The organism is Micromonospora yongxingensis, from assembly GCF_052601155.1.
Genome location: NZ_JBQXEO010000011.1, coordinates 56,214 through 78,522, shown reverse-complemented (window position 1 = coordinate 78,522; position 22,309 = coordinate 56,214). Strand labels below are relative to the sequence as shown.

20 protein-coding genes are annotated in these 22,309 nt (G+C 72.6%); 12 read left to right on the top strand and 8 right to left on the bottom strand.

Going from position 1 to position 22,309, the window contains the following annotated elements; translation table 11 throughout:
- Positions 1-110: 110 nt before the first annotated feature.
- Entirely contained in the window at positions 111-1,628 is a 1,518-nt protein-coding gene (locus ACTWLT_RS15585) for a cell wall anchor protein (protein WP_445319004.1), read from the bottom strand.
- Positions 1,629-1,936: 308 nt separating this feature from the next.
- Between ACTWLT_RS15585 and rsmD the strand changes: the two genes are divergently transcribed.
- From rsmD to ACTWLT_RS15540, 9 genes are all read left to right on the top strand, one after another.
- The gene (gene rsmD / locus ACTWLT_RS15580; protein ID WP_445319003.1) at positions 1,937-2,500 is read left to right on the top strand and encodes a 16S rRNA (guanine(966)-N(2))-methyltransferase RsmD; all 564 of its coding nucleotides are present in this window, start codon (positions 1,937-1,939) and stop codon (positions 2,498-2,500) included.
- Positions 2,497-2,979 carry a pantetheine-phosphate adenylyltransferase gene (gene coaD, locus ACTWLT_RS15575; protein WP_252416738.1) on the top strand — a complete coding sequence of 161 codons (483 nt, stop codon included), beginning with the start codon at positions 2,497-2,499 and terminating at the stop codon, positions 2,977-2,979. The genes rsmD and coaD overlap by 4 nt, the downstream gene beginning before the upstream one ends.
- A 264-nt stretch (positions 2,980-3,243) precedes the next feature.
- Positions 3,244-3,741, top strand: coding sequence for an SPFH domain-containing protein (locus ACTWLT_RS15570; RefSeq protein WP_252416737.1), 498 nt, complete (start codon positions 3,244-3,246; stop codon positions 3,739-3,741).
- A gap of 109 nt (positions 3,742-3,850) precedes the next feature.
- On the top strand, positions 3,851-4,414 hold the full coding sequence (locus ACTWLT_RS15565; RefSeq protein WP_252416736.1) for a YceD family protein: 564 nt from the start codon (positions 3,851-3,853) through the stop codon (positions 4,412-4,414).
- Positions 4,415-4,419: 5 nt separating this feature from the next.
- Positions 4,420-4,593: a 50S ribosomal protein L32 gene (rpmF, locus tag ACTWLT_RS15560; RefSeq protein ID WP_252416735.1), complete on the top strand. Its 174-nt coding sequence runs from the start codon at positions 4,420-4,422 to the stop codon at positions 4,591-4,593.
- 114 nt (positions 4,594-4,707) lie between these two features.
- Positions 4,708-5,694: a phosphate acyltransferase PlsX gene (locus ACTWLT_RS15555; protein WP_252416792.1), complete on the top strand. Its 987-nt coding sequence runs from the start codon at positions 4,708-4,710 to the stop codon at positions 5,692-5,694.
- A complete protein-coding gene (gene rnc, locus ACTWLT_RS15550) occupies positions 5,691-6,626 on the top strand; it encodes a ribonuclease III (RefSeq protein ID WP_445319002.1) in 936 nt (311 codons plus the stop codon). Before ACTWLT_RS15555 ends, rnc begins: the two co-directional genes overlap by 4 nt.
- Positions 6,619-7,476: a bifunctional DNA-formamidopyrimidine glycosylase/DNA-(apurinic or apyrimidinic site) lyase gene (gene mutM / locus ACTWLT_RS15545; RefSeq protein ID WP_445319001.1), complete on the top strand. Its 858-nt coding sequence runs from the start codon at positions 6,619-6,621 to the stop codon at positions 7,474-7,476. The genes rnc and mutM overlap by 8 nt, the downstream gene beginning before the upstream one ends.
- 231 nt (positions 7,477-7,707) lie before the next feature.
- A complete protein-coding gene (locus tag ACTWLT_RS15540) occupies positions 7,708-9,927 on the top strand; it encodes an MMPL family transporter (RefSeq protein WP_445319000.1) in 2,220 nt (739 codons plus the stop codon).
- A gap of 74 nt (positions 9,928-10,001) precedes the next feature.
- Here ACTWLT_RS15540 and ACTWLT_RS15535 read toward each other — a convergent pair whose 3' ends face one another.
- Positions 10,002-10,847, bottom strand: coding sequence for an endo alpha-1,4 polygalactosaminidase (locus ACTWLT_RS15535; RefSeq protein ID WP_445318999.1), 846 nt, complete (start codon positions 10,845-10,847; stop codon positions 10,002-10,004).
- A 120-nt stretch (positions 10,848-10,967) separates the two neighbouring features.
- Positions 10,968-12,116 (bottom strand): CAP domain-containing protein, encoded by a 1,149-nt coding sequence (locus tag ACTWLT_RS15530; RefSeq protein ID WP_445318998.1) that lies wholly within the window; start codon positions 12,114-12,116, stop codon positions 10,968-10,970.
- A gap of 371 nt (positions 12,117-12,487) precedes the next feature.
- On the opposite strand from ACTWLT_RS15530, the gene ACTWLT_RS15525 reads away from it, so the two are divergent.
- The 3 genes from ACTWLT_RS15525 (at position 12,488) to ACTWLT_RS15515 (ending at position 17,287) form a co-directional block, all read left to right on the top strand.
- Positions 12,488-12,682: a hypothetical protein gene (locus ACTWLT_RS15525; RefSeq protein ID WP_007456482.1), complete on the top strand. Its 195-nt coding sequence runs from the start codon at positions 12,488-12,490 to the stop codon at positions 12,680-12,682.
- A gap of 370 nt (positions 12,683-13,052) precedes the next feature.
- Positions 13,053-16,667: a chromosome segregation protein SMC gene (smc, locus tag ACTWLT_RS15520; RefSeq protein ID WP_445318997.1), complete on the top strand. Its 3,615-nt coding sequence runs from the start codon at positions 13,053-13,055 to the stop codon at positions 16,665-16,667.
- Positions 16,667-17,287, top strand: a complete 621-nt coding sequence (locus tag ACTWLT_RS15515; protein ID WP_445318996.1) for an HAD-IA family hydrolase — start codon at positions 16,667-16,669, stop codon at positions 17,285-17,287. The genes smc and ACTWLT_RS15515 overlap by 1 nt, the downstream gene beginning before the upstream one ends.
- Positions 17,288-17,294: 7 nt before the next feature.
- Here ACTWLT_RS15515 and ACTWLT_RS15510 read toward each other — a convergent pair whose 3' ends face one another.
- The 5 genes from ACTWLT_RS15510 to ACTWLT_RS15490 all read right to left on the bottom strand — a co-directional run bounded on the left by ACTWLT_RS15510 (position 17,295) and on the right by ACTWLT_RS15490 (position 22,283).
- Positions 17,295-17,825 carry a DinB family protein gene (locus ACTWLT_RS15510; protein ID WP_445318995.1) on the bottom strand — a complete coding sequence of 177 codons (531 nt, stop codon included), beginning with the start codon at positions 17,823-17,825 and terminating at the stop codon, positions 17,295-17,297.
- 44 nt (positions 17,826-17,869) lie between these two features.
- Entirely contained in the window at positions 17,870-18,364 is a 495-nt protein-coding gene (locus tag ACTWLT_RS15505) for a universal stress protein (protein WP_252416726.1), read from the bottom strand.
- A gap of 11 nt (positions 18,365-18,375) precedes the next feature.
- Positions 18,376-19,995: an MDR family MFS transporter gene (locus ACTWLT_RS15500; RefSeq protein WP_445318994.1), complete on the bottom strand. Its 1,620-nt coding sequence runs from the start codon at positions 19,993-19,995 to the stop codon at positions 18,376-18,378.
- A 110-nt stretch (positions 19,996-20,105) separates the two neighbouring features.
- Positions 20,106-20,546 (bottom strand): MarR family winged helix-turn-helix transcriptional regulator, encoded by a 441-nt coding sequence (locus ACTWLT_RS15495; protein WP_252416724.1) that lies wholly within the window; start codon positions 20,544-20,546, stop codon positions 20,106-20,108.
- Between the two features lie 27 nt (positions 20,547-20,573).
- Positions 20,574-22,283, bottom strand: coding sequence for an alkaline phosphatase D family protein (locus ACTWLT_RS15490; RefSeq protein WP_445318993.1), 1,710 nt, complete (start codon positions 22,281-22,283; stop codon positions 20,574-20,576).
- Between the last annotated feature and the right edge of the window lie 26 nt (positions 22,284-22,309).

Sequence of the window (22,309 nt, the reverse complement as noted above, 5' to 3'; positions counted from 1 at the left end):
GTCTTTCGAGGTGTCGTGCAATCGAGCTATGGCCGGCGCGACGGGCGGGGAAACGCCGAGGGCGCGCCGACCGGATGGTCGACGCGCCCTCGGGTTCAGCGCAGTTCAGGTCAGGCGGTGAAGGTCACCCGACGACGCCGTGCGATGACGAAGAGCACCGCGCCCGCGATCAGCAGGGCGATGGCACCGGCGGCGATGCCGCCCGCCGCCGCACCGGTGACCGGGAGGCCCGGCTCCTCGCCGCCGGCGCCCCCGCCGCCGCAGTTCTCCTCCGGCGAGTAGGCCGCCTGCAGCTCGAGGTCCAGGTCAGGCAGGGCGACCAGAGCGGTCTCGGCCTTGCCGGCCTTGAAGGTCACCGTCTCCGACGAGTCCGCCGCGACCGTACGGGTCTCGGTCTTGTCGCCGTAGGTGAAGGTGGCCTTCACCGGGAGACCGCCCTTGGGGTTGGTCACGGTGAGAGCGAAGTTCTTGCAGTCGGCCTTGGTGGTCACGGCCGGCAGCGGGCAGTCCTCGGGGCGCTGCCACGAGTACGTGCCGTTCTCGATCACCTTGCCGTCGACCAGCACCTCGATCTTGCCGGCGTCGGCGGCCGGAACCACGATGCTGGTGTCGGCCTTGCCGGCCGCGACGGAGACCTTCTTGGAGAAGCCGTTCTCACCCTTGACCTCGAACTCGACCGCGTACTTGCTGATCTTGCCGTCGTTGGTCAGCGAGACCGCCACCGAACCGTCGCAGGCGGACGCGAAGGTCGAGGCCGGGGTGGTGCAGCTCTTGTCGCCGCCGTTGTACCAGCCCTGCGGGCCGGAGGAACGGTTACCCGGCGCGCCCGGCGAACCCAGCTTCTTGTTGTCGTACCGCTTGCCGCCCTCGACCAACGGGTCGATGACCTGCTCCGCGTCACCCCAGATCAGGTCGACCTGGGTGTGGCAGTCCGGGATCTCGACGTTCAGCTTGATCTCGGTCTGGGTGCCGCTGATGAAGTCGCTGTCCGGCGTGCCGTACACGTACTGCGGGGTGGCGAACTGCGGCCGCGGCGCGAAGTACGACACGAGCGTGAACCACTGCTTGCCCTCGCCGCAGAGCGGCAGGTCACCGTCGAGCTTGACGGTGGCGGTCCCCTTCGGACCGTCGAACGTGTGACTGAACTTCGCCTTGTCGACGTCGATGCACTTCGGCGCCGGCGTGCAGGAGCTGTCGGCGGCGAGGTTGATGCTGCCGTCGTTGGTGTTCTTCTCGGTCTTCTGGCCCTCCTTGAACCACTTGCCGTGCACCGTGAGCTTGGCGCTGGTGGTGTTGCCGGGCACGCGCTGGGTGGCCTCCACGGAGGAGCCCTCGGGGATGACCCAGCCCTCCAGCGGGACCGTCTTCCCGCCCTCCATGGCCACGGTCACGGGGGTGTTCGGCTCGGCGATCACCTTGTGGAGCGTCGCGCCCTTGTTGACCTCGCTGTTCACCACCTTCCAGGTGATCACGCGCTCACCGGTGAGCCGGTCACAGCCGGCGGTGGCACTGATCGTGGTGTGGTGGGCGCTGGCTGGGGCGGCCACCGCGACGGCCCCGGTGAGGCCGATGAGGGCGGCTCCCAGGACGGCCAGCGGTCGCCGGAGCGACAGCTTGGGACGGATCACGGGTACTCCTGGAGTGCTGAAGCGTCGGGGTGTGTGGCACGGGAGCGCAGTGGACGGACGGTAGCTGCACGTCCGACTGTTGGGTGCTCTCCCGAGCCGTGAGCCGGCGGGTGGCCGCCGACACCCGGCCGACCCTAGCGAGATCGTCGCGGGTGATACAGCCCTCAGGATTCGCTAAGACTGATGTTATGAATGTGAGATCATTGATATACGAATAGTGATCATGTGCTCGCCCAGGTGATACCGACGGTGTTGGTCGGTGCCTCCGTCGGCTCGCGTAGCGTCGGTGTCATGAGCAGGAGGAGACGGTGACCCGGATCGTGGCCGGGACGCTCGGCGGCCGGCGGATCGCCGCGCCGCCCGGCGCCGGCACCCGACCCACCTCCGACCGGGTCCGGGAGGCGCTGTTCAGTGCCGTCCAGGCCGAGGTCGACCTCGACGGCGCCCGCTTCGCCGACCTGTACGCCGGTTCCGGCGCCGTCGGGCTGGAGGCGCTCTCCCGGGGTGCCCGGCACGTCCTGCTGGTCGAGTCCGACTCTCGGGCGGCCCGGGTGATCCGGGAGAACGTGGCGGCCCTGCGGGCGGGCGCCGCCGTCCGCCTGGTGACCGGCAAGGTGGCGACGGTGCTGGCCGCCGGCCCGGACGATGGGCCGTACGACGTGGTCTTCGCCGACCCGCCGTACGCCGTGCCGGACGCGGAGATCACCGCGCTGCAGACGACGCTGGTCGACGGTGGCTGGCTGGCGCCCGACGCGCTGGTGGTGGTGGAGCGGTCCAGCCGCACCGGGCCGGTCGACTGGGTGGACGGGATCACTGCCGAGCGCAGTCGCCGTTACGGCGAGACCACCCTTTGGTACGGTCGCCGATCATGAGACGTGCGGTGTGTCCCGGCTCGTTCGATCCGGTCACGAACGGACACCTCGACATCATCGGCAGGGCCAGCCGGCTCTTCGACGAGGTGATCGTCGGCGTGCTGGTGAACCAGTCGAAGAGCGGCCTGTTCACCGTCGAGGAGCGCATCGACATGCTCCGCGAGGTGACGGCCTCGTACGGCAACGTGCGGGTCGAGTCGTTCCGGGGGCTGCTGGTCGACTTCTGCCGGGCCCAGCAGGCGAGCGTGCTGATCAAGGGCCTGCGGGCGGTCAGCGACTTCGACTACGAGTTGCAGATGGCCCAGATGAACATCGGGCTGGCCGGCGTCGAGACGTTGTTCATGCCGACCAACCCGCTCTACTCCTTCCTCTCCTCCAGCCTCGTCAAGGACGTGGCCAAGTGGGGCGGCGACATCTCCGCCCACGTTCCCGACCCGGTCCGGGAAGCCCTCCAGTCCCGCCTCGGCCCCCGCCCGTAACCCCTCCCTGGCTCCTCCGCGTCCCGCCGATCGTGCGCCTGCGGTCGATGGATCGTGCGCCTCTGCGGCATTTGCCCCACCAGAGGGTGCGCAATCGACGAGGGTCTGGTTCGCTGCGGTCGCGCAACGCGATGGTGTCGCGACGCGCCGGGTTGGGGTGGATGGGGCAGGTGTGGGGCGAGCACGCCATGATTGGTAGAGCGGGGAACCGGCCGTAGCCCGCATCATGGAGGTCGGCCGACGAACGACAGGGAGTGAGGACCGGTGGACCCGCTCGATCGCATCGACGAACTGATCACCATGGTGGAGCAGGCCCGCTCCGTCCCCATGTCGCGCAACAACTGCATGGTCGACCGGGGTGAGATGATCGCTGCCCTCGACGAGATGCGCGCCGACCTCCCCGCCGACCTGCGTCGCGCCGCCGCGCTGCTGGAGGAGCGCGACAAGATCATGGAAGCCGGCAAGCGCGAGGCCGACCGGATCATCAGCGAGGGTGAGGCGGAACACGCCCGCCTGGTCTCGGTGAACGAGATCACTGTGTCGGCCGAGCACGAGGGCGCCCGGATCATCGCCGAGGCGCGGGCCGAGGCGCAGCGCCTGCGGGAGGAGGTCGACGACTACGTCGACACCGCCCTGGCCAACTTCGAGCAGTTCCTCACCCGGGCGCTCGCGTCGATAGAGCGCGGCCGGGACAAGATGCACGCGCTGCGGGAGATCGGCACCTTCGCTGGGGATGAGGCGGAACGCCCGCTACCCTTCTGAGCGGCACTTCACCAGCCGACATGCTTAGGCGGCGTCGCCCCCGGTTCGACTGTCGGGCGGTCGTCCAGGTAACCTTTTTTGTCGGCCTCACACCGGCCGGAGTCTAACTATGCCCAAGCACTCGCCATCGACACTCGACCCCAGGTCGCCGCTGGTCCTCGACACGAGGGACCTGCCGCGCCGCCCTGGCGCGTTGCGTGAGGTCCAGCGGGTCGTGCCGGCACCGGCGGACCTCGGCGTGGAGTTGATCGGCGTGCCGGAGGGCGCGGACCTCGACCTCAACCTGAGGTTGCAGTCGGTGTCCGAGGGCGTGCTCGTCTCCGGGACCATCACCGGTCCCGTCCGGGGCGAGTGCGGCCGTTGCCTGCGCGAGATCAACGACTCGATGGCCGTGACGATCCAGGAGCTGTACGCGTACGAGAACAGCACCACGGACGTCACGACCGACGAGGACGAGGTGGGCCGGATGCAGGGCGATCTGATCGACCTGGAGCCGGCGCTGCGGGACGCGTTGGTGCTCACACTGCCGACCAACCCGCTCTGCCGGGAGGACTGCCCAGGACTGTGCCCCGACTGCGGGGCGCACTGGGACGATCTGCCGGCCGACCACAGTCACCAGCAGATCGACCCGCGTTGGGTAGGCCTGTCGCAACTGACCCGTACAGAGGAGTAAGAACCGTGGCCGTCCCGAAGCGCAAGATGTCGCGCAGCAACACCCGGTCCCGCCGGGCGAACTGGAAGGCGACCGTGGTCGCGACCATCGCGTGCCCGCAGTGCAAGTCCCCGAAGCTGCCGCACGCCGCCTGCTCCGTCTGCGGCACCTACAACGGCCGCCAGGTTCTCGAGGTCTGACCTGGACGCCGAGTGACGCCCCCGACCCCAGGTCGGGCGGCGCGCGCACCCTGGCATTCGCCCGGTGCCCCGGCTCCCACCGACGCCGGCCGGCCCAACCCGGTCGACGTCCCGGTGGAGCCGGGCACCGCGCGGATCGCCGTTGACCTCCTCGGCGGGGACGACGCTCCCGCCGTCGTGGTTGACGGCGCTCTGCGGGCTGTGCGCGCCGACCCCGACCTGCATCTGCTGCTCGTCGGCCCGAGTGAGGTGGCCGACGGGCTGATCGCTGCCCTGGATCCGGCCCAACGCGCCCGGATCACGGTGCGGCCCGTCCGCGACGCCGTCGGCATGGCCGACCATCCCAGCGCCGCCCGCGCGGAGAGCACCGTGCGCGCCGCTGTCACCGCCGTCCGCGACGGAACCGCCGACGCCCTGGTCTCCGCCGGCTCCACCGGCGCCACCGTCACCGCCGCGGTGCTCGGCCTCGGCCGCTGGCCGGAGATCCGCCAACCCGCCCTGGTCGCCACCCTGCCCGCCGTCGCCGGGCCGGTCGTCCTGCTCGACGTGGGTGGCTCGCTGGAGCCCCGCCCGGCCACCCTCGCCCGACACGCCGTGCTCGGCGCCGCGTACGCCGCGGTGGCGCACTCGGTCGTCGAACCCCGGGTCGGGCTGCTGTCGGTCGGCACCGAGGCCGGCAAGGGCGACCGGGTCCGCCGTGCCACCGACCCTCTGCTCACCGTCGAGCCGCTGCCCGGAGGGGCGCGCTACGTCGGCCTGGTCGAGGGGTACGACGTGGCGCTCGGCGCGCGCGCCGATGTGGTGGTCACCGACGGCTTCACCGGTAACGTGCTGCTCAAGGCGATCGAGGGCGCGTACGCGATGGCCGGCGGCCCGCCCGTCGGTGGTGGCGCACCCCGCGCCGCCGCCCTGCTCGGCGTGGCCGGAACGGTGGTCATCTGCCACGGCGCCGCACGGGCCGACGACGTCGCCTCCGGCATCGCCCTCGCCGCCCACCTGTGGCGGCGCCGCGCCACCGACCTGATCTCCGCGTTGCTCGACGGCGACGCCGCGACGGACCGCACAGACCGTTCCACCGACACCGAGGTACGCACATCATGAGCAACGACAAGCGGCGGCAGGCGTCCGTCGGTCACCTGGAAGCCGCCTTCGGCGTGAGCCTGGAACCCGACCTGCTGCAACGCGCGCTGACCCACCGCTCGTACGCGTACGAGAACGGCGGCCTGCCGACCAACGAGCGGCTGGAGTTCCTCGGCGACTCGGTGCTCGGCGTGGTGATCACCACGGCGCTCTTCCACAACCACCCGGACCTGCCCGAGGGGCAGTTGGCCAAGCTTCGTGCGAGCGTGGTCAACATGCGCGCGCTCGCCGACGTGGCCCGTGGTCTGGGCCCGGACGGCCTCGGCGCGTACCTGCTGCTCGGTAAGGGCGAGGAGACGACGGGCGGCCGGGACAAGGCGAGCATCCTCGCCGACACCCTGGAGGCGCTGCTCGGTGCGATCTACCTCCAGTACGGGCTGGATACCGCGGGGCTCGTCATCCACCGGCTCTTCGACCCGCTGATGGCCGAGTCGGCCGGTCGGGGCGCCGCCCTGGACTGGAAGACCAGCCTCCAGGAGTTGACCGCGGCGCTCGGGCTCGGCGTGCCCGAGTACCGGATCGAGGGCACCGGCCCGGACCACCTCAAGACGTTCACCGCCTGGGTGGTGGTGGCCGGCAACCGGTACGGCGGCGCCGACGGGCGCAGTAAGAAGGAGGCCGAGCAGCGGGCCGCCGAGGCGGCGTGGCGGATGCTCGCCGACCAGGACGGCCAGGACGGCGCGCCCGCTCCGGAGGAGTCGGTGGGGCCGTTGGAGCAGGCCGAGCGGGCGGCCCGCACCGAGCAGGCCGACCACGCGGCGCAGGTCATGCCGGCCGACGTGGCGGCGGAGCAGCCCAACGGTTCCGGCCCCAGCAGCAACGGCGCGGGCCCGACCGCCGACAGCGGTGGCCGGCCCGCCGACGACCGTCAGGCGGGGCACCGCCGTGCCTGAGCTGCCCGAGGTGGAGACCGTCCGGCAGGGGCTGGCCCAGTGGGTCACCGGTCGCCGGATCGCCTCGGTGGAGGTTCGACACCCGCGCGCCGTCCGCCGGCACGTCCCCGGCGGCGCGCACTTCGCCGACGTGCTCGCCGGCCGGACCGTGCTGGACGTCCGACGGCGCGGCAAGTACCTGTGGTTGCCCCTGGACAGCGGCGACGCGGTGATCGGGCACCTCGGCATGTCCGGTCAGCTGCTGCTCCAGCCGCCCGGCACCCCGGACGAGACCCACCTGCGGGTGCGGTTCCGGTTCGCCGACGACGGGCCGGAGCTGCGCTTCGTCGACCAGCGCACGTTCGGCGGGCTCTCGGTCAGCGAGGGTGGTGCCGAGCTGCCCGCGGAGATCGCGCACATCGCCCGCGACCCGATGGACCCGGAGTTCTCCGACGCGGCCTTCGTCGCGGCGCTGCGTCGCCGGCGGACCGAGGTGAAGCGCGCACTGCTCGACCAGACCCTGATCTCCGGCGTGGGCAACATCTACGCCGACGAGGCGCTCTGGCGGGCGGGGCTGCACGGCGCCCGCCCCACCGACGCGTTGACCGGCCCGGCCGCGCAGCGTCTGCTCGGCCACGTCCGCGACGTGCTCGGTGAGGCCATCAAGGAGGGCGGGACCAGCTTCGACGCCCTCTACGTCAACGTCAACGGCGAGAGCGGCTACTTCGACCGTGCGCTGAACGTCTACGGCCGGGAGGGTGAGCCGTGCCGGCGGTGCGGCGCCCCGGTCCGCCGCGAGGCGTTCATGAACCGCTCCTCGTACAGCTGCCCGCGGTGCCAGCCCCGCCCCCGGGGTTCCCTTCGGGGATGACCCGGAGTCGGTTCCGGGTCCCCGTCGGCGGGTCGCGGCCGACCGTTCCGGGCTGGACCCTGGCGCTTGTCCGAATCGCGGGCTGATGCCCGCCCCGCGGCCCGAGCGGTCCCGTCGACGGGGTGGACCTTTCTCCGGGGACGGCCGGGGCCGATCCCCGATGTGACCGCCTCGTCACGCTCCTAACGTCAGCACCGTTGACAGGGGGTTGACGTGACAGGGGGACCCGAGATGCGGACAAGACCGGTGACGGTGCGGATGGCGCGGTGGAGCGCCGAGCACCCGTGGCGGGCGATCGCGCTGTGGGCCGTGTTCGTGGCGGTGTGCTTCGTCGGTGGCAACGCCGCCGGTCTCAACGAGGCCACCAGCGGCGACCAGGCGATCGGCGAGACGGGCCGGGCCGGGCTGATCGTGGACTCCGGCGACTTCGCCGACCCGGCCGTGGAGAACGTCCTGATCACCTCCCGGGGCGGCGCGCTGGACCCGGCGGCGGCGAAGGCGGCGGCGGACGACGCGGCGGCCCGGCTGCGTACGGTCACCGGGGTCGCCGAGGTCGGCCAGCCGGTCACCGCCCGGGACGGCTCGGCGCTCCTGCTGCCGATCACCATGTCCGGTGACCCCGGTACCGCGTCGGACCGGGTGCAGCCGTTGCGCGACGCCACCTCCACCGTCCAGGACGCGCACCCGCGGTTGCGCGTCGAGCAGGTCGGCGGGCCGTCGATCAACCAGGCCCTCGACGACACGCTGGGCAAGGACTTCAAGCGTGCCGAGCTGCTCAGCCTCCCGGTCACCCTGGCCATCCTGATCATCGCGTTCGGTGCGCTGATCGCGGCCAGCGTGCCGGTGCTGCTGGCGCTCTCCTCGGTCGCCGCCGCGATGGGTCTGTCCACCCTCGCCTCGCACCTGGTGCCCGCCACCGACACCACGGCACCCGTGATCCTGCTGATCGGCATGGCGGTCGGGGTCGACTACTCGCTGTTCTACGTCCGCCGGGAACGGGAGGAACGCGCCAAGGGCCGCTCCGGCCTGGACGCGGTGGAGATCGCCGCGGAGACCTCCGGGCACGCCGTGGTGGTCTCCGGCTTCGCCGTGATCATCTCGATGGCGGGGCTGCTGCTCGCCGGCGACGTGGTCTTCTCGTCCCTGGCCGTCGGCTCGATCCTGGTGGTCGCGGTCGCGGTGGTCGGCTCGCTGACGGTGCTGCCAGCCCTGCTGGCCAAGCTCGGCCGCTGGGTCGACCGGCCCCGGGTTCCGCTGCTCTGGCGGTTGACCGCGCCACGCACGGGCCGGCACGGCGAGCCCCGCTCGCCCCGACTCTGGCCAGCGGTGCTCCGCCCCGCGCTGCGCGCCCCGGTGCCGACGCTGGTCGTCTCCGTCGGGCTGCTGCTCGCGCTGGCCGCCCCGGCACTCGGTATGAAGCTGAAGTTCCCCGGCATGGAGGACCTGCCGCGCACCACCCCGGCCATGCAGGCGTACGACCGGCTCACCGCCGCCTTCCCGAGCACCGGCACCAACCACGTGGTGGCTGTCCGGGCACCGGCCGAGCAGGCCGACCGGGTCCACGCCGCGCTCACCGACCTGGCCGCCAGGGCCGCCGGTGACCCGCTGTTCGCTCCGACCGAGACCGACGGCCCGAAGATCGAGGTGTCCGCCGACCGGCGGGTGTCGGTGCTGGACGTCGCCACCCCGTACGCCAGCCGCGACGACCGCTCCGTGCAGTCGCTGGAGAAGCTGCGTGCCGACCTGGTCCCGGCCGAGCTGCGGGGCATCCCCGGCATCGAGTACGCGGTCGGCGGCAGTGTGGCCGACAGCGAGGACTACGCACAGCACGTCCGGGACAAGCTGCCGCTGGTGATGGGCTTCGTGCTGGTGCTCACGTTCCTGGTCATGATGTTCACGTTCCGGTCGGTGGTGGTGGCGGCCAGCTCGATCGTGCTGAACCTGCTCTCCGCCGGCGCCGCGTACGGGCTGCTGGTGCTGGTCTTCCAGGGCGACTGGGCGGCGGGGCCACTCGGCTTCACGTCGATGGGCGCGATCGTGTCCTGGCTACCGCTGTTCCTCTTCGTGGTGCTCTTCGGCCTCTCGATGGACTACCACGTCTTCGTGGTCAGCCGGATCCGCGAGGGCATCCGGGCCGGCATGTCCAACCGGGACGCCGTGGCGTACGGGATCACCTCGTCGGCCGGCGTGGTGACCAGCGCGGCGGTCGTGATGGTCGGGGTGTTCTCGATCTTCGCCACGTTGAGCACGATCGACATGAAGCAGCTCGGCATCGGCCTGGCGGCGGCGATCCTGCTGGACGCCACGATCATCCGGGGCGTGGTGCTGCCGGCGTTGATGACGATGCTCGGCGACGCCAACTGGTGGACCCCGCGGTTCCTGCGCCCGCGCACGGCGCCCGCCCCCGCCGATCCGCCGGCCCCCGCCCCGGAGCTGGTGCCGGTGCCCTGACCCGCGCCGCCCGCACGCTCCGCGTCGATCCAGGGGGAATCCCTGGATCGACGCGCGCGGCAGGGCAGGAGAGGTCAGGGCAGCGGGCAGGGTTCGCGCCAGGCGTCGAGCGTCCGTTCCTTGCGGATCGAGGCGAAGCCGTAGCCGACGGTGGTGACGCAGAAGTCGTCCGTCGAGCCGGTGTACTCGACGTGGAAGACCGGCTTGCCGGCGTCGGCGAACGGCAGCAACTTGGCGCACTGGCCCAGCCGGACGCACTCCTCGTTGACCGCGAAGTCGAAGTCCGGGGCCAGCGCGGCGAGCTGCGGCACGTCGTTGACCAGCCCGGGGGAGAGGTCCAGCGACCGGGCCAGTTGGGCCAGCCGGCGGTTGAACAGCAACTGGTCGTCGAAGTCGAGCGGGAAGCCGGTGCGGGACGCGTACCCGTCGGCGTCGGCCAGCGCCACCGCGCCGAAGCCCTTGCCCCGGCAGAGCCGGAACCGGTCGGCGAGCGCCGGCTCCAGCGCGTCCCACCCTCGGACGTCCAGCCACCGGCTGCCCGGCCGGCGACCGGGCGAGCCCTGCACGGCGGCCGGGAACCGGCTGGCGTCCGGGTCGACCGAGCGGACCGAGCCGACGTGCACCTGGCAGACCAGGCGACGGTCCCGAGAGCGCAGCTCGGCGGTCTGGGCGGCCGTGGCGGCCACCGGGTCGAGCAGGAAGACCTCGGCGTCGACCGCCGGGTCGAGTGGCCCGGTGACCTGCCACTGCCACTGCCAGTGGCGGGCCTGGGCGGCCGGCCACGTGGTGGGCGCGCCGGGCGGAGTGTCCAGCTCGATCCGGCAGCCGTACGCCGGCACCACCAGGGCGAGCACGACGCCGGCCGACAGGATCCGGCGCAGCGGGCATTCGGCGGCGCGTCGCCGCGGCCGGATCCGCATCGGCAGCTCCCGGGTCGCGGGCGGCCCGTCGCCGCCCTCACCGGTACGCCGCCGCCCCCACGCTCCGGCCCGGCGTACCTCACCGGGTCAAACGAGCGCGGGGGCGCCGACGACGCGCGGTCAGCGCGGTGCCGCGAAGACCTGCGTCCAGTACGGCCCGTTGCTGCTGGCGATACCGACGCCGATCTCGGTGAACGCGCAGTTCAGGATGTTGGCCCGGTGGCCCGAGCTGTTCATCCAGGCGTCCATGACGGCGGCCGGCGTCTTCTGGTTCCACGCCACGTTCTCGCCGTAGGTGCGCCAGGAGTAGCCGACGCGGTCCAGCCGGACGCCGGCGTTGCTGCCGTCGCTGCCCGTGTGCGACATGTCCTGGTGGTCGGCCTGGTCCTGGCTGTGCCGCTGTGCGGCGGTCATCAGCTTGTCGTCGACGCTGAGCGCCTTGCAGCCGGCCTTGGCCCGCTCGGCGTTGACCAGGTTCACCACCTCCTGGGCCTGGGCGCTGACGGTGCCGCTGGAGCCCGAGCCGGTGGTGGTGCTCGGCGCGCTGCTGCGCTGGGCGCTGCGCCGCGACGCGGCGGTGGTCCGCGACGACTCCGGGGTGGGCTTGACGACCCTGGTCGGCGACGGGCTCGGCTTCGCCGGGCTGGGCGAGCTGGTCGGGGAGGGTGCGACCAGGCTGTCGACCGTCGGCTGCTCGGTCGGCACCGCCGGGGCGGCGGCGATGGTGTCGTCGACGGCGGTCGGCTCGCTGTCCGCGCCGTCTCCGCCGGGCAGGGCGAGCGCGCCGACGCCGAAGCTCACCACGAGGGTGGCCGCAGCGGCGGCCCCGCCGATCATCAACGGGCGACGCCAGCGCCGCGGGGAGCGGTGCCGCCCCTCGCTCGGACGGCCGACATCGGTCGCGTCGGTCCGCCAGCCGCTGGTGTCGTCGCCGGCGCCGGTGCTCCAGCCGCCGGTGGTCTCCTCGGCCGGGCTGTTCGCACGCCAGTCGCCGGTCGGCTCGTCGTCCGGCCGGTAGGCGGGCTCGTACGCCACCCAGGCGGTGGTTCGCTCGTCGGCCGGCCCGGAGGGGGCGGGCTCCGGTTCCTGCTGCCAGCGAGCGGTGGGCTGCGCACGGTGCCACTCGTCACCGGGTTGGTCGGGGTCGTCTCCGAACAGGTAGGACGAGCGGGGCTCCGGGCGGTCCCTCAGCCAGTCCGGCTCGTCGGTCGGCCGCTCGGCGCGCCGGGGGGCGCCGTTCGGGTCCATCGGGTCGGTCCAGCCGTACACGGCACTGCCTCCACGGGGTCGGTTGCGGGCCGGGGTGACGCTACGACTCGCCCACGACCTGCGGCAACGTGGCTAAGGAAGAGTTAAGGGGAAGTCGGACGCCAAGGTGCGGACTTCCGGGAATCCGGGCGTACAGTAAAGGTGTCCGGACAGAGCGTGTCCGTGCCGTGAGGCAGCCCCCCGACAAGTGGACAGGTCGACGTAGAGATGATCTACGGCCTGCGAGAACTTGACGAAGGAGGGGTTTGCGGCTCAATATATAGGTGTCGCCAGTCGCGCCCGGTCATGCCCAGATACACCTGGAATGACAGCCGCGTACAAATGGGCGCGCGTTGGCCGGCCTTTCCGGCAGCGCATATCAAGGAGTCAGCATGGCGAAGGCCCTCTACGGCCACGTAGGTGCAGCGCCCGACCGGCGTCTGCTCGACGAGGTCACCCGACTGCGTGCCAGGGTTCAGGCACTGGAGTTCGAGATCACGCGTCTGCGCGCCGACAACGATCGGCTCGCGGCGGCTGCGGCGGAGGCGGACGACCTGCTCCGTCTGGCCGAGCCGGCGCTGACCTGATCTTCGGGGTCGGAAAACTGAATCGCACCACCGCAAAAATGCGCGCCGACACCCCAGTGCCGGCGCGCAACGCTGTCCGGCTCCTATCGCCGCCGACAATTTATGATCTTGTCGTTTGACGGGTGGGCGAACGGCGCCGACTGTTTCCGAAAGGCGTCGGTCGGCCGGCCGATCATGAACGGTGTTTGTCTTTCTCGCTGCCGCCGCGACAACAGCGCGATCGGCTTCCGATCGCGTCCCGCGCCCTCGATGGGCGTGACCCGGGGCGGGTCGCGTGCCCGGCCGCTCGCGCCACCGGGTTAGTCTGCGGGTTCACCCAGGTCCGCGCTGCCGGCGACGGTACGGCGGCCACCGGACGAGGATCGAGAAGGTGTATCTCAAGAGCCTGACGGTCAAGGGCTTCAAGTCCTTCGCCTCCGCCACGACGTTGAAGCTGGAGCCCGGGATCACCTGCGTGGTGGGCCCGAACGGCTCCGGCAAGTCCAACGTCGTCGACGCCATCGCCTGGGTGCTCGGCGAGCAGGGCGCCAAGGCGCTGCGTGGCGGCAAGATGGAGGACGTGATCTTCGCCGGCACCGCCGGCCGGGCGCCGCTGGGTCGCGCCGAGGTCACCCTCACCATCGACAACACCGACGGCGCGCTGCCGATCGAGTACACCGAGGTCTCCATCACCCGCCGGATGTTCCGCTCCGGCGAGAGCGAGTACGAGATCAACGGCAACTCCTGCCGGCTGCTGGACATCCAGGAGCTGCTGTCCGACTCGGGTATCGGCCGGGAGATGCACATCATCGTCGGCCAGGGCCGGCTCGACGGCATGCTGCACGCCAAGCCGGAGGACCGCCGGGCGTTCATCGAGGAGGCGGCCGGCGTCCTCAAGCACCGCAAGCGCAAGGAAAAGGCGCTGCGCAAGCTCGACGCGATGCAGGTGAACCTCAACCGCCTGACCGACCTGACGGCCGAGCTGCGCCGCCAGCTCAAGCCGCTGGGCCGGCAGGCGGAGGTGGCCCGCCGCGCCGCCGCCATCCAGGCCAACCTGCGCGACGCCCGGCTGCGGCTGCTCGCCGACGACCTGGCGACCCTGCGCACCACTCTCGATCGGGAGATCGCCGACGAGACCGCGGTGCGGGAGCGGCGCGAGCAGGTCGAGGCCGAGCACGCCGAGGTGCAGGGCCGGCTCGGCGAGCTGGAGGCCGCGCTGGCGGAGGACGCGCCGCTGCTCGCCGCCGCCCAGGACACCTGGTACAAGCTCTCCGCGCTGCAGGAGCGCTTCCGCTCGATCGAACAGTTGGCCCGGGAGCGGCTGCGACGCCTGAGCACCACCGGCGACGACGAGCGGACCGGCCGCGACCCGGACCAGCTGGAGGCCGAGGCCGAGCGCGTCCGCGAGCAGGAGGAGGAGCTGCGCGCGGCGCTCACCGACGACCAGATCCGGCTGGCCGAGGCGGTGGAGCACCGCCAGGAGCTGGAACGGCAGCTCGCCGCCGCCGAGCGGGAACTGGTCGCCGCCGCCAAGGCCATCGCCGACCGGCGGGAGGGGATGGCCCGGCTCACCGGCCAGGTCAACTCGGCCCGGGCGCGGACCACCAGCGCCGCCGAGGAGATCGAACGACTCGCCGTGGCGCACGCCGACGCCCTGGGCCGCGCCGAGCAGGCGCAGGCCGAGCTGGACGCGGTGGCCGCGCAGTCCACCGAGGCGGACCGGGACAACGCCGACCTCGACGCCCGGCACGCCGAGGCGGTCGCCGCGCAGGACCGGGCGCAGGCCACCGTCCGGTCGCTTGCCGACGCCGAGCGCGCGGCGGAGAAGGACGCGGCCACCTGGAAGGCCCGGGAGGAGGCGCTGGCCCTGGGCCTGCGGCGCAAGGACGGCGCGGGCGCTCTGCTCGCCCGCGCCGGCGACGTGCCCGGCCTGCTCGGCAGCCTCGCCGGTCTGCTCACCGTCGCGCCGGGCAACGAGGCCGCGCTGGCCGCCGCGCTCGGCGGCCTCGCCGACGCGGTCGCGGTCAGCGGGGTGGACGAGGCCGTCGAGGCCATGCGGCTGCTGAAGATCTCCGACGCCGGCCGGGCCGGCCTGCTGATCGGCAGCCCTGCCGGGCCCGGCATGACCGGCTCGGCGGACGCGCTGCGCCCGAAGCTGCCCGACGGCGCCCGATGGGCACCCGACCTGGTGGAGTGCAACGCCGAGTTGCGCCCCGCCGTGCACCGGGCGCTGCGCGACGTGGCGCTGGTCGACGACCTGGCCGCCGCCGCCGAGCTGGTCGCCGGCAACCCCGAACTGCGCGCCGTCACCCCCGACGGGGACGTGGTCGGGGCGTACGCGGCGGCCGGCGGGTCGGCCAAGGCGCCCAGCTACATCGAGGTGCAGGCCGCTGTCGAGGAGGCGCGTACCAACCGGCTCGCCGCCGAGCGCACCGGCGCGGAGCTGCGCGACCAGCTCGTCGAGGCGCGCGCCGAGGTGGCCGCCGCCAAGGAGGCCGTGCAGCACGCGGCCGCGGAGAAGCGCGAGGCGGAGAGCCACCGCAACGCGGCCGCCCGCCGGCTGGCCGAGCTGGGTGCGGCGGCCCGCTCGGCGAAGGCGGAGACCGACCGGCTCGGCGAGTCCCGGGCCCGCGCCGAGGCAGCCCGGCAACGGGACCTCGCCGCGCTCGACGAGCTGGAGGAGCGGCTGCGGCTGGCCGAGGAGACCCCGGTCGACGCCGAGCCGTCCAGCGAGGAACGGGACCAGCTCGCCGCGATGGTGCCGCAGGCCCGGCAGAACGAGATGGAGGTCCGGCTCGCGGTGCGTACCGCCGAGGAGCGTGTCTCCTCGATCGCCGGCCGGGCCGACTCGCTGGCCCGGCAGGCCACCGCGGAGCGGGCCGCCCGGGAACGCGCCGCCGCCCGGCGTGCCGCGCGCACCCGGGGCGCGGGCATCGCCCGGGCCGTGGCCGGCGGCGCCCGGGAGGCGCTCACCCGACTCACCACCTCGATCGCCGCGGCCGAGGAGCACCGCGACGCGGTCGCGCGCGAACGGGCCGCCCGCGAGGCGGAACTCCAGGAGGTACGCGGGGCCGCCAAGCGGTTCGGCGCGGAGCTGGAGCGGCTGACCAGCCAGGTGCACCGGGACGAGGTGGCCCGCGCCGAGCAGCGGCTGCGCATCGAGCAGTTGGAGGCGAAGGCGGCCGAGGACTTCGGGCTGGACGTGGAGACCCTGGTCGCCGAGTACGGCCCCGCCCAGCCCGTCCCGCCCACCCAGGCCGACGTGGCGGCAGCCGAACGCGACGGGCTGCCGGTGCCCGAGCCGGTCCGCTACGAGCGACCGGTGCAGGAGAAGCGGGCCGCCAAGGCCGAACGCGAGCTGGCCCTGCTCGGCAAGGTCAACCCGCTCGCGCTGGAGGAGTTCGCCGCGCTGGAGGAGCGCTACAAGTTCCTCTCGGAGCAACTGGAGGACCTCAAGGCCACCCGGCGGGACCTGCTCACCGTGGTCAAGGACGTGGACGAGCGGATCCTGGAGGTGTTCGCCAGCGCGTTCTCCGACACCGCGCGGGAGTTCGAGCAGGTGTTCACGGTGCTCTTCCCCGGCGGCGAGGGCCGGCTGATCCTCACCGACCCGGAGGACCTGCTCACCACCGGCGTCGAGGTGGAGGCCCGCCCACCCGGCAAGAAGATCAAGCGGCTGTCGCTGCTCTCCGGTGGCGAGCGGTCGCTGACCGCCGTGGCCATGCTGGTGGCGATCTTCCGCGCCCGGCCCAGCCCGTTCTACATCATGGACGAGGTGGAGGCGGCCCTGGATGACGTGAACCTGGGCCGGCTGATCACGTTGCTGGCACAGTTGCGGGAGAAGAGTCAGCTGATCGTCATCACCCACCAGAAGCGGACGATGGAGATCGCGGACGCCCTCTACGGCGTCACCATGCGCAGCGGCGTCACCCAGGTGATCAGCCAACGGCTCAACCGGACCGACGAGGACGACCAGCGGCACAGCCGCGGCGAGGAGAACGGGTAGTGGCTCGGGAACGCGCGACGGCGCTCCTGCTGGATCTGGACGGCGTGCTGCGCCGGTTCGACCCGGCGGTGGCCGCCGGGGTGGAGCGGGAGTTCGGCCTCGGCGAGGGGGTGCTCACCGAGATCGCCATGCAGTGGGGCCGGCTCCAGCCGGTGCTCACCGGCCAGGTCAGCCACGCCGCCTGGGTGACCAGCGTGGCCGAAGCACTGGCCGAGCCGGCCGGCGGTGTGGACCGGGCCCGGGCGGCGGTCGAGCAGTGGCAGCGCTACCGGGGCGAGGTGGACGCCGAGGTGCTCGACCTCGTCCGGGAGGTACGCGCCGCCGGGATCACGGTCGGCCTGGCCACCAACGCCACCGACCTGCTCGACGCCGACCTGGCCGCGCTCGGCCTCGCCGACGAGGTGGACGTGGTGGTGAACTCCTCGACGCTCGGGGTGCACAAGCCGGCCCCGGAGTACTTCCAGGCCGCCTGCGAAGCACTGGCCACCCGGCCGGCCCGCGTCCTCTTCGTCGACGACGAGGACTGGGCCGTGCGGGGCGCCCGCGCCGCCGGGCTGTCGGCGCACCGCTGGGGCGGTCACGCCGACCTGCGCTATCTGCGGGCGGCCCTGGACTACTGAGCGGCGGTCAGTCGCCGGTGACGCCGTCGATGCGTTCCCGGATCAGGTCGGCGTGGCCGTTGTGCCGGGCGTACTCCTCGATCATGTGCACGTAGGCCCAGCGGACGCTCATCTCGTCGGCGCTGCCGTCGCGGCGGCGTCGCAGGAAGGTGTCCTCCAGGGACAGCTTGGCCGTCGCGGCCCGGACCGCCGTGAGTTCCGCGGCGTACGTGGCGAAGTCGGTCTCGGCGTCGGCGTCGGCGATGTCGTCCAGGTCGCCGTCGGGGCTCGCCTCGGTGTTGTAGAGGTCGTCCAGGTGCTCGCCGGCGGCGCGGATGCGGAACCACCAGCGCTCCACCTCGGTCATGTGCCGTACGAGGCCGAGCAGGGTGAGCCCCGAGGGCTGCACGCTCGGCGTCTTCAACTGCTCGGCGGTGAGCCCGCCGCACTTGAGCAGCAGCGTCTGGCGGTGGTAGTCGAGCCAGCCCTCGAGCATGGTGCGCTCGTCGCCGACGTACGGTTCTTGGGTCCGGGTGATCTCCGGCGCAGTCCAGGTCATGCCGCGCATCCTGCCCGGCACGGCGGACACTTCGCGACGGGTTATCAGGGCACGACGACGACGGGCCAGCGCCCGGTGCGCACCAGACGGGTGGCGACCGAGCCGACCAGTCGGTGACCGGCCTGCTCGGAGGCCCCCACCACGACCATGTCGGCCTGGAACTCGTCGGCCGCCGCGCACAGCTCCCCGTACGCGTCGCCGCGGCGGCACAGGAAGGTCAGCGGCACGCCCAGCTCCTCGGCCCCGCGCCGGCACTCCCGACGCAGCTCGTCGGCCAGCTCGTCGTGGGTCCGCTGCACCGCGCCGGCGTCCATCCCGGGCACCAGGGCGGTCAGGCCGCTCGCCGAGCTGACGAAGACCACCACCAGCGCGGCGCCCTGCCGGCGGGCCAGGCCGGCGGCGTACCAGCCGGCCCGCTCGGAGGTGCGGGTGCCGTCCACGCCGACCAGGACCACCCGGGGCCCGTCCGTGCCGCGTTCGAAGGGCAGTGGACGGGTCCGGGGGCCGTACTCCTCGCGGTCCGGTGCTCCCACGCTCATGGCTGGCTACCTCACCTCTGCTCGCCGGCACGGACCACGGAGGCACCAGCTCCGGCCGCGATGGTTGATTCTTGCTCGACCTCGGCGCCGATCGGAGAGCTGTTGTGCTGCCGCAGCGGCACCTCCTTGATGAAGCTCACAGCGATCAGCGCGATCAGCGCGAAGGGGGCGGCCGCCAGGAAGATGTCGCCGGCACCGTGGCCGTACGCGCTCTCCACGACCGTCCGCAGCGGGCCGGGCAGGGAGTGCACGTCGGGCAGGACGCCGCCGCCGCCCGAGCTGGACGCCGGGACACCGAGCTGGGCCAGGCCCTCGGCGGTGTAGTCCTTGACCTTGTGGGCGAGTACCGCGCCGAGCGCGGAGACGCCGATCGCGCCGCCCAGGCTGCGGAAGAACGCCACCACCGAGCTGGCCGCGCCGAGCTCGTGCGGGCCGACGGTGTTCTGCACGGCGAGGACCAGGTTCTGCATGGTCATGCCGAGGCCGATGCCGATCACCGCCATGTAGCAGCTGAGCAGGGTGAAGTTGGTGTCCGCGCGGAGCGTGCCCATCAGCGCGAAGCCGACGGTCAGCAGCGCCGAGCCCAGCACCAGGAACCGCTTCCAGCGGCCGGTGCGGGTGATGATCCGTCCGCTGAGCGTGGAGGAGACCAGCAGGCCGAGGATCATCGGCAGGGTCATCAGGCCGGACATGGTCGGGCTCTGACCGCGGCTGATCTGGAAGTACTGGCCGAGGAAGACCGAGGCGCCGAACATGCCGACGCCGACGGCGATGCTGGCGACGACCGCCAGGGTGATGGTGCGGTTGCGGAACAGCCGTGGCGGGATCATCGGTTCGGCGGCCCGGGTCTCCACCCGGATCGCCAGCGCGCCGAGCACCAGGGCGCCGACCACCATGACGGCGGACTCCCAGGAGGCCCAGGCGAACTGGTCGCCGGCGAGCGAGACCCAGATCAGCAGCACGGAGACCGCCGCGGTGATCAGCGTGGCGCCCCACCAGTCGATCTGTGCCTTCCGCTTCACGACCGGCAGGTGCAGGGTCTTCTGGAGCACGACCAGCGCGGCGATGGCGAACGGCACGCCGACGTAGAAGCACCAGCGCCAGCCGAGCCAGGAGGTGTCGACGATGACGCCGCCGATCAGCGGGCCGCCGATGGTGCCGACGGCCATCACGGCGCCGAGGTAGCCGCTGTAGCGACCTCGCTCGCGCGGCGCGATCATGGTGGCCATGATCACCTGAGCCAGCGCGGTGAGGCCGCCGGCGCCGATGCCCTGGAGCACCCGGCAGGCGATCAGCTCGCCGGTGCCCTGCGCGGCGCCGGCCAGCACCGAGCCCAGCACGTAGATCCCGAGGGAGAGCTGGACCAGGAGCTTCTTGCTGGTCAGGTCGGCGAGCTTGCCCCAGATGGGGGTGGTCGCGGTGGTGGCGAGCAGGGCCGAGGTGACCACCCAGGTGTACGCGGACTGGCCGCCGTGCAGCTCGGTGATGATCCGCGGCAGCGCGTTCGAGACGACCGTGGAGGAGAGGATCGCGACGAACATGCCCAGCAGCAGGCCGGAGAGGGCCTCCAGGATCTGTCGGTGGGTCATGTCGACGCCGGTCGCCCCGCTGGGCGCTGTCGCCTGGCTCATCGTTGCCTGCCTCCGGGTGGCCGCCTGAGAGTTGCCTGAGGCAACCGTATGCTTTGGTTGCCTCAAGCAACAACTTGTGGGACCGCTGGGTCATTCCCCGTCGGCGGGGCTCACTTCCAGGAGTCGTTGAACCGGCCGAGCAAGCGGGCGAACTCCTCGACGTCCCGGGCGGGCCAGTCGTCCAGGGCGCGCAGAAACTCCCCCAACCGGGCGGACCGGGCGAGGTCGAACCGGCGCTGGCCCTCCTCGGTGAGGCTGATCTGGGCGGCCCGCCGATCACTCGGATCCGGGTCGCGGTTGACCAGGCCGAGCGCCTCCAGGCCGTTGATCTGTCGGCTCAACGTCCCCTTGCCCACCCCGAGCCGTGCCGCCAGCTCCGTCAGGCGGATCGACCCGCTCCGGCGCAGCCACAGCAGCAGCCCGTACGTGTTGGGTTCGAGGTTCGGGTGCACCTCCCGGGCGATCTCCCAGGAAACCGCCCGACCACGGCGAAGCAGGGCGGTCAGTTCGTGCTCGACCGCCCGGATCGGCTCCGGCAGGTGCTCGTCCACGGGCTAGAGACTACGGCCGGGGCCGGATCAGCCGTCGCCGGCGAGCCGGCGGGACATCACCGGACGAAGTCGGCCGTCGCTCGTGGTGCCCTCGATGGTCACCTCGGCCCCACGGCCCCGATGGGTCAGGGTGGCCACGGCGTTGCCGAAGTAGGGGCCGGCCAGCTTGCGCCAGCGCACCCCGGGGCGGCGGACACCGGACGAGCGGGCCAGCGCCCGGGTGGCCCCGGCCGGGCCCGACGACCAGCCCAGCCGCATCAGCGGCCGGATGCCGGCCGGCACCTGGTTGTGGATCGGCGAACAGGTGAGCTGGTGCACCGGAGTGACCACCGCCGGGTCGGCGAACCGGGCCCTCGCCACGTACGAGTGGTGCACGTCGCCGGAGAGCACGCTGATCGACGCCGGAGGGGCGTACGCCGGCCCGGCGCCGACCCGTACGCCGGACCGCCCGGGTGTGCCGGTGCCGATCCGGGCGAAGGTCTCGGCGAGCGCCTCGAACGAGCGCCGGAAGGCCGCCCAGTGCTCCAGATCCAGCGCGCGACGCAGCTTCTCCGCCCCGCGGGCCACCCAGGGGCGGTGCGAGTCGGCGAGCTTCTCGTTCCACGCCTCGATGTGGTGGATGCCCTGCGGCAGCAGCCACGGCAGCGAGGCGCCGACCACCAGGTGGTCGTAGACCCCGTGCGCCTGGTCGAGGAACCAGGACCACTCGCCCGGCGGCAGCATCGCCCGATTGCCGGGGTCGAGCACCCGACTGCCCCGGTTGTCCAGCATGACCAGCCGGGTCCGGCCCAGGTCCAGCGCGTAGCTCCACTGGTACTGCACCGCCCGCCAGCGCTCGGTGTCGTGCGCGAGGTCGGACTCCTGGTCGACCCGGCGGCCGAAGTCGCGCAGCACGCCGGTGGCGTCCTCGGCGGCGGCGACCTTGGCGAAGAGCGGGTCGGCGGCGACCTCGTCCGGCGAGAGGTTGCCCAGGTGCTGGTAGACCCAGTAGGAGGCGAGCCCGCTGCCAATCCGCTCGGCCCACCACGGCTGCTCGCGCACCTCGGCCCGCCAGGCCGCCGACGTGTTCCAGTCGTCGATGATCTCGTGATCGTCGAAGATCATCACGCTCGGCACCGTGGAGAGCAGCCAGCGGATCTCCGGATCACGCCAGGACTCCAGGTAGAGCTTGGTGTACTCGTCGAAACTCACCACCTGGTCGGCCGGGGCGCCCTTCGGCCGCCGCCGTCGACGCTTCAGCAGCCGGCGCACCGTCGGCGACGTGACGTCGGCGTAGACCTGGTCGCCCAGCAGCACCAGCAGGTCGGGCAGCGCCTGCTCCGGGTCGGCCATCAACCGCCGGGCGTACGCGTCCAGCGCGTCCGGCGGGAGCTTGCGGGTGGTGGCGTGCTGGGTGGTCTCCCGGCACGAGCCGAAGATCAGGCTGACCGGCTGGTCCCGGTCGTCGGCGGCCCGGGTGCGGATCACGCTCGGCGGGAAGCCACTGCTCGGCACCGGCCAGACCACCTCGTCGTCGACCAGCACCTCGTAGGTCGTCGCGCTGTCCGGGGTGAGCCCCTCCACCACCACGAGCGCGTAGTGGTGGTCGTACGCCGAGAAGGTGGGTGCGGTGCCGGTGGCGCCGTCGGCGGTGCGGACGGTGACCACGGCGGGCGCCGCCGTCTCCACCCAGATGGTCGCCCGGGTGTCCACCACGCGCCGCAGAAGAGGGCCGATGAGCAGGTGTGCGGCGGGCATGCGGCCGAGCCTACCGCCGGTTACCG

What these genes read in the sequence shown, in the direction of transcription:
- ACTWLT_RS15565 (WP_252416736.1), top strand. Translation starts at nt 3,851, where the DNA reads ATGCCCAAGCACTCGCCATCGACACTCGACCCCAGGTCGCCGCTGGTC.
- ACTWLT_RS15525 (WP_007456482.1), top strand. Translation starts at nt 12,488, where the DNA reads ATGGCGAAGGCCCTCTACGGCCACGTAGGTGCAGCGCCCGACCGGCGT.
- ACTWLT_RS15505 (WP_252416726.1), bottom strand. Translation starts at nt 18,364, where the DNA reads ATGAGCGTGGGAGCACCGGACCGCGAGGAGTACGGCCCCCGGACCCGT.
- ACTWLT_RS15535 (WP_445318999.1), bottom strand. Translation starts at nt 10,847, where the DNA reads ATGCGGATCCGGCCGCGGCGACGCGCCGCCGAATGCCCGCTGCGCCGG.
- ACTWLT_RS15540 (WP_445319000.1), top strand. Translation starts at nt 7,708, where the DNA reads ATGCGGACAAGACCGGTGACGGTGCGGATGGCGCGGTGGAGCGCCGAG.
- ACTWLT_RS15500 (WP_445318994.1), bottom strand. Translation starts at nt 19,995, where the DNA reads ATGAGCCAGGCGACAGCGCCCAGCGGGGCGACCGGCGTCGACATGACC.
- rnc (WP_445319002.1), top strand. Translation starts at nt 5,691, where the DNA reads ATGAGCAACGACAAGCGGCGGCAGGCGTCCGTCGGTCACCTGGAAGCC.
- ACTWLT_RS15490 (WP_445318993.1), bottom strand. Translation starts at nt 22,283, where the DNA reads ATGCCCGCCGCACACCTGCTCATCGGCCCTCTTCTGCGGCGCGTGGTG.
- ACTWLT_RS15510 (WP_445318995.1), bottom strand. Translation starts at nt 17,825, where the DNA reads ATGACCTGGACTGCGCCGGAGATCACCCGGACCCAAGAACCGTACGTC.
- coaD (WP_252416738.1), top strand. Translation starts at nt 2,497, where the DNA reads ATGAGACGTGCGGTGTGTCCCGGCTCGTTCGATCCGGTCACGAACGGA.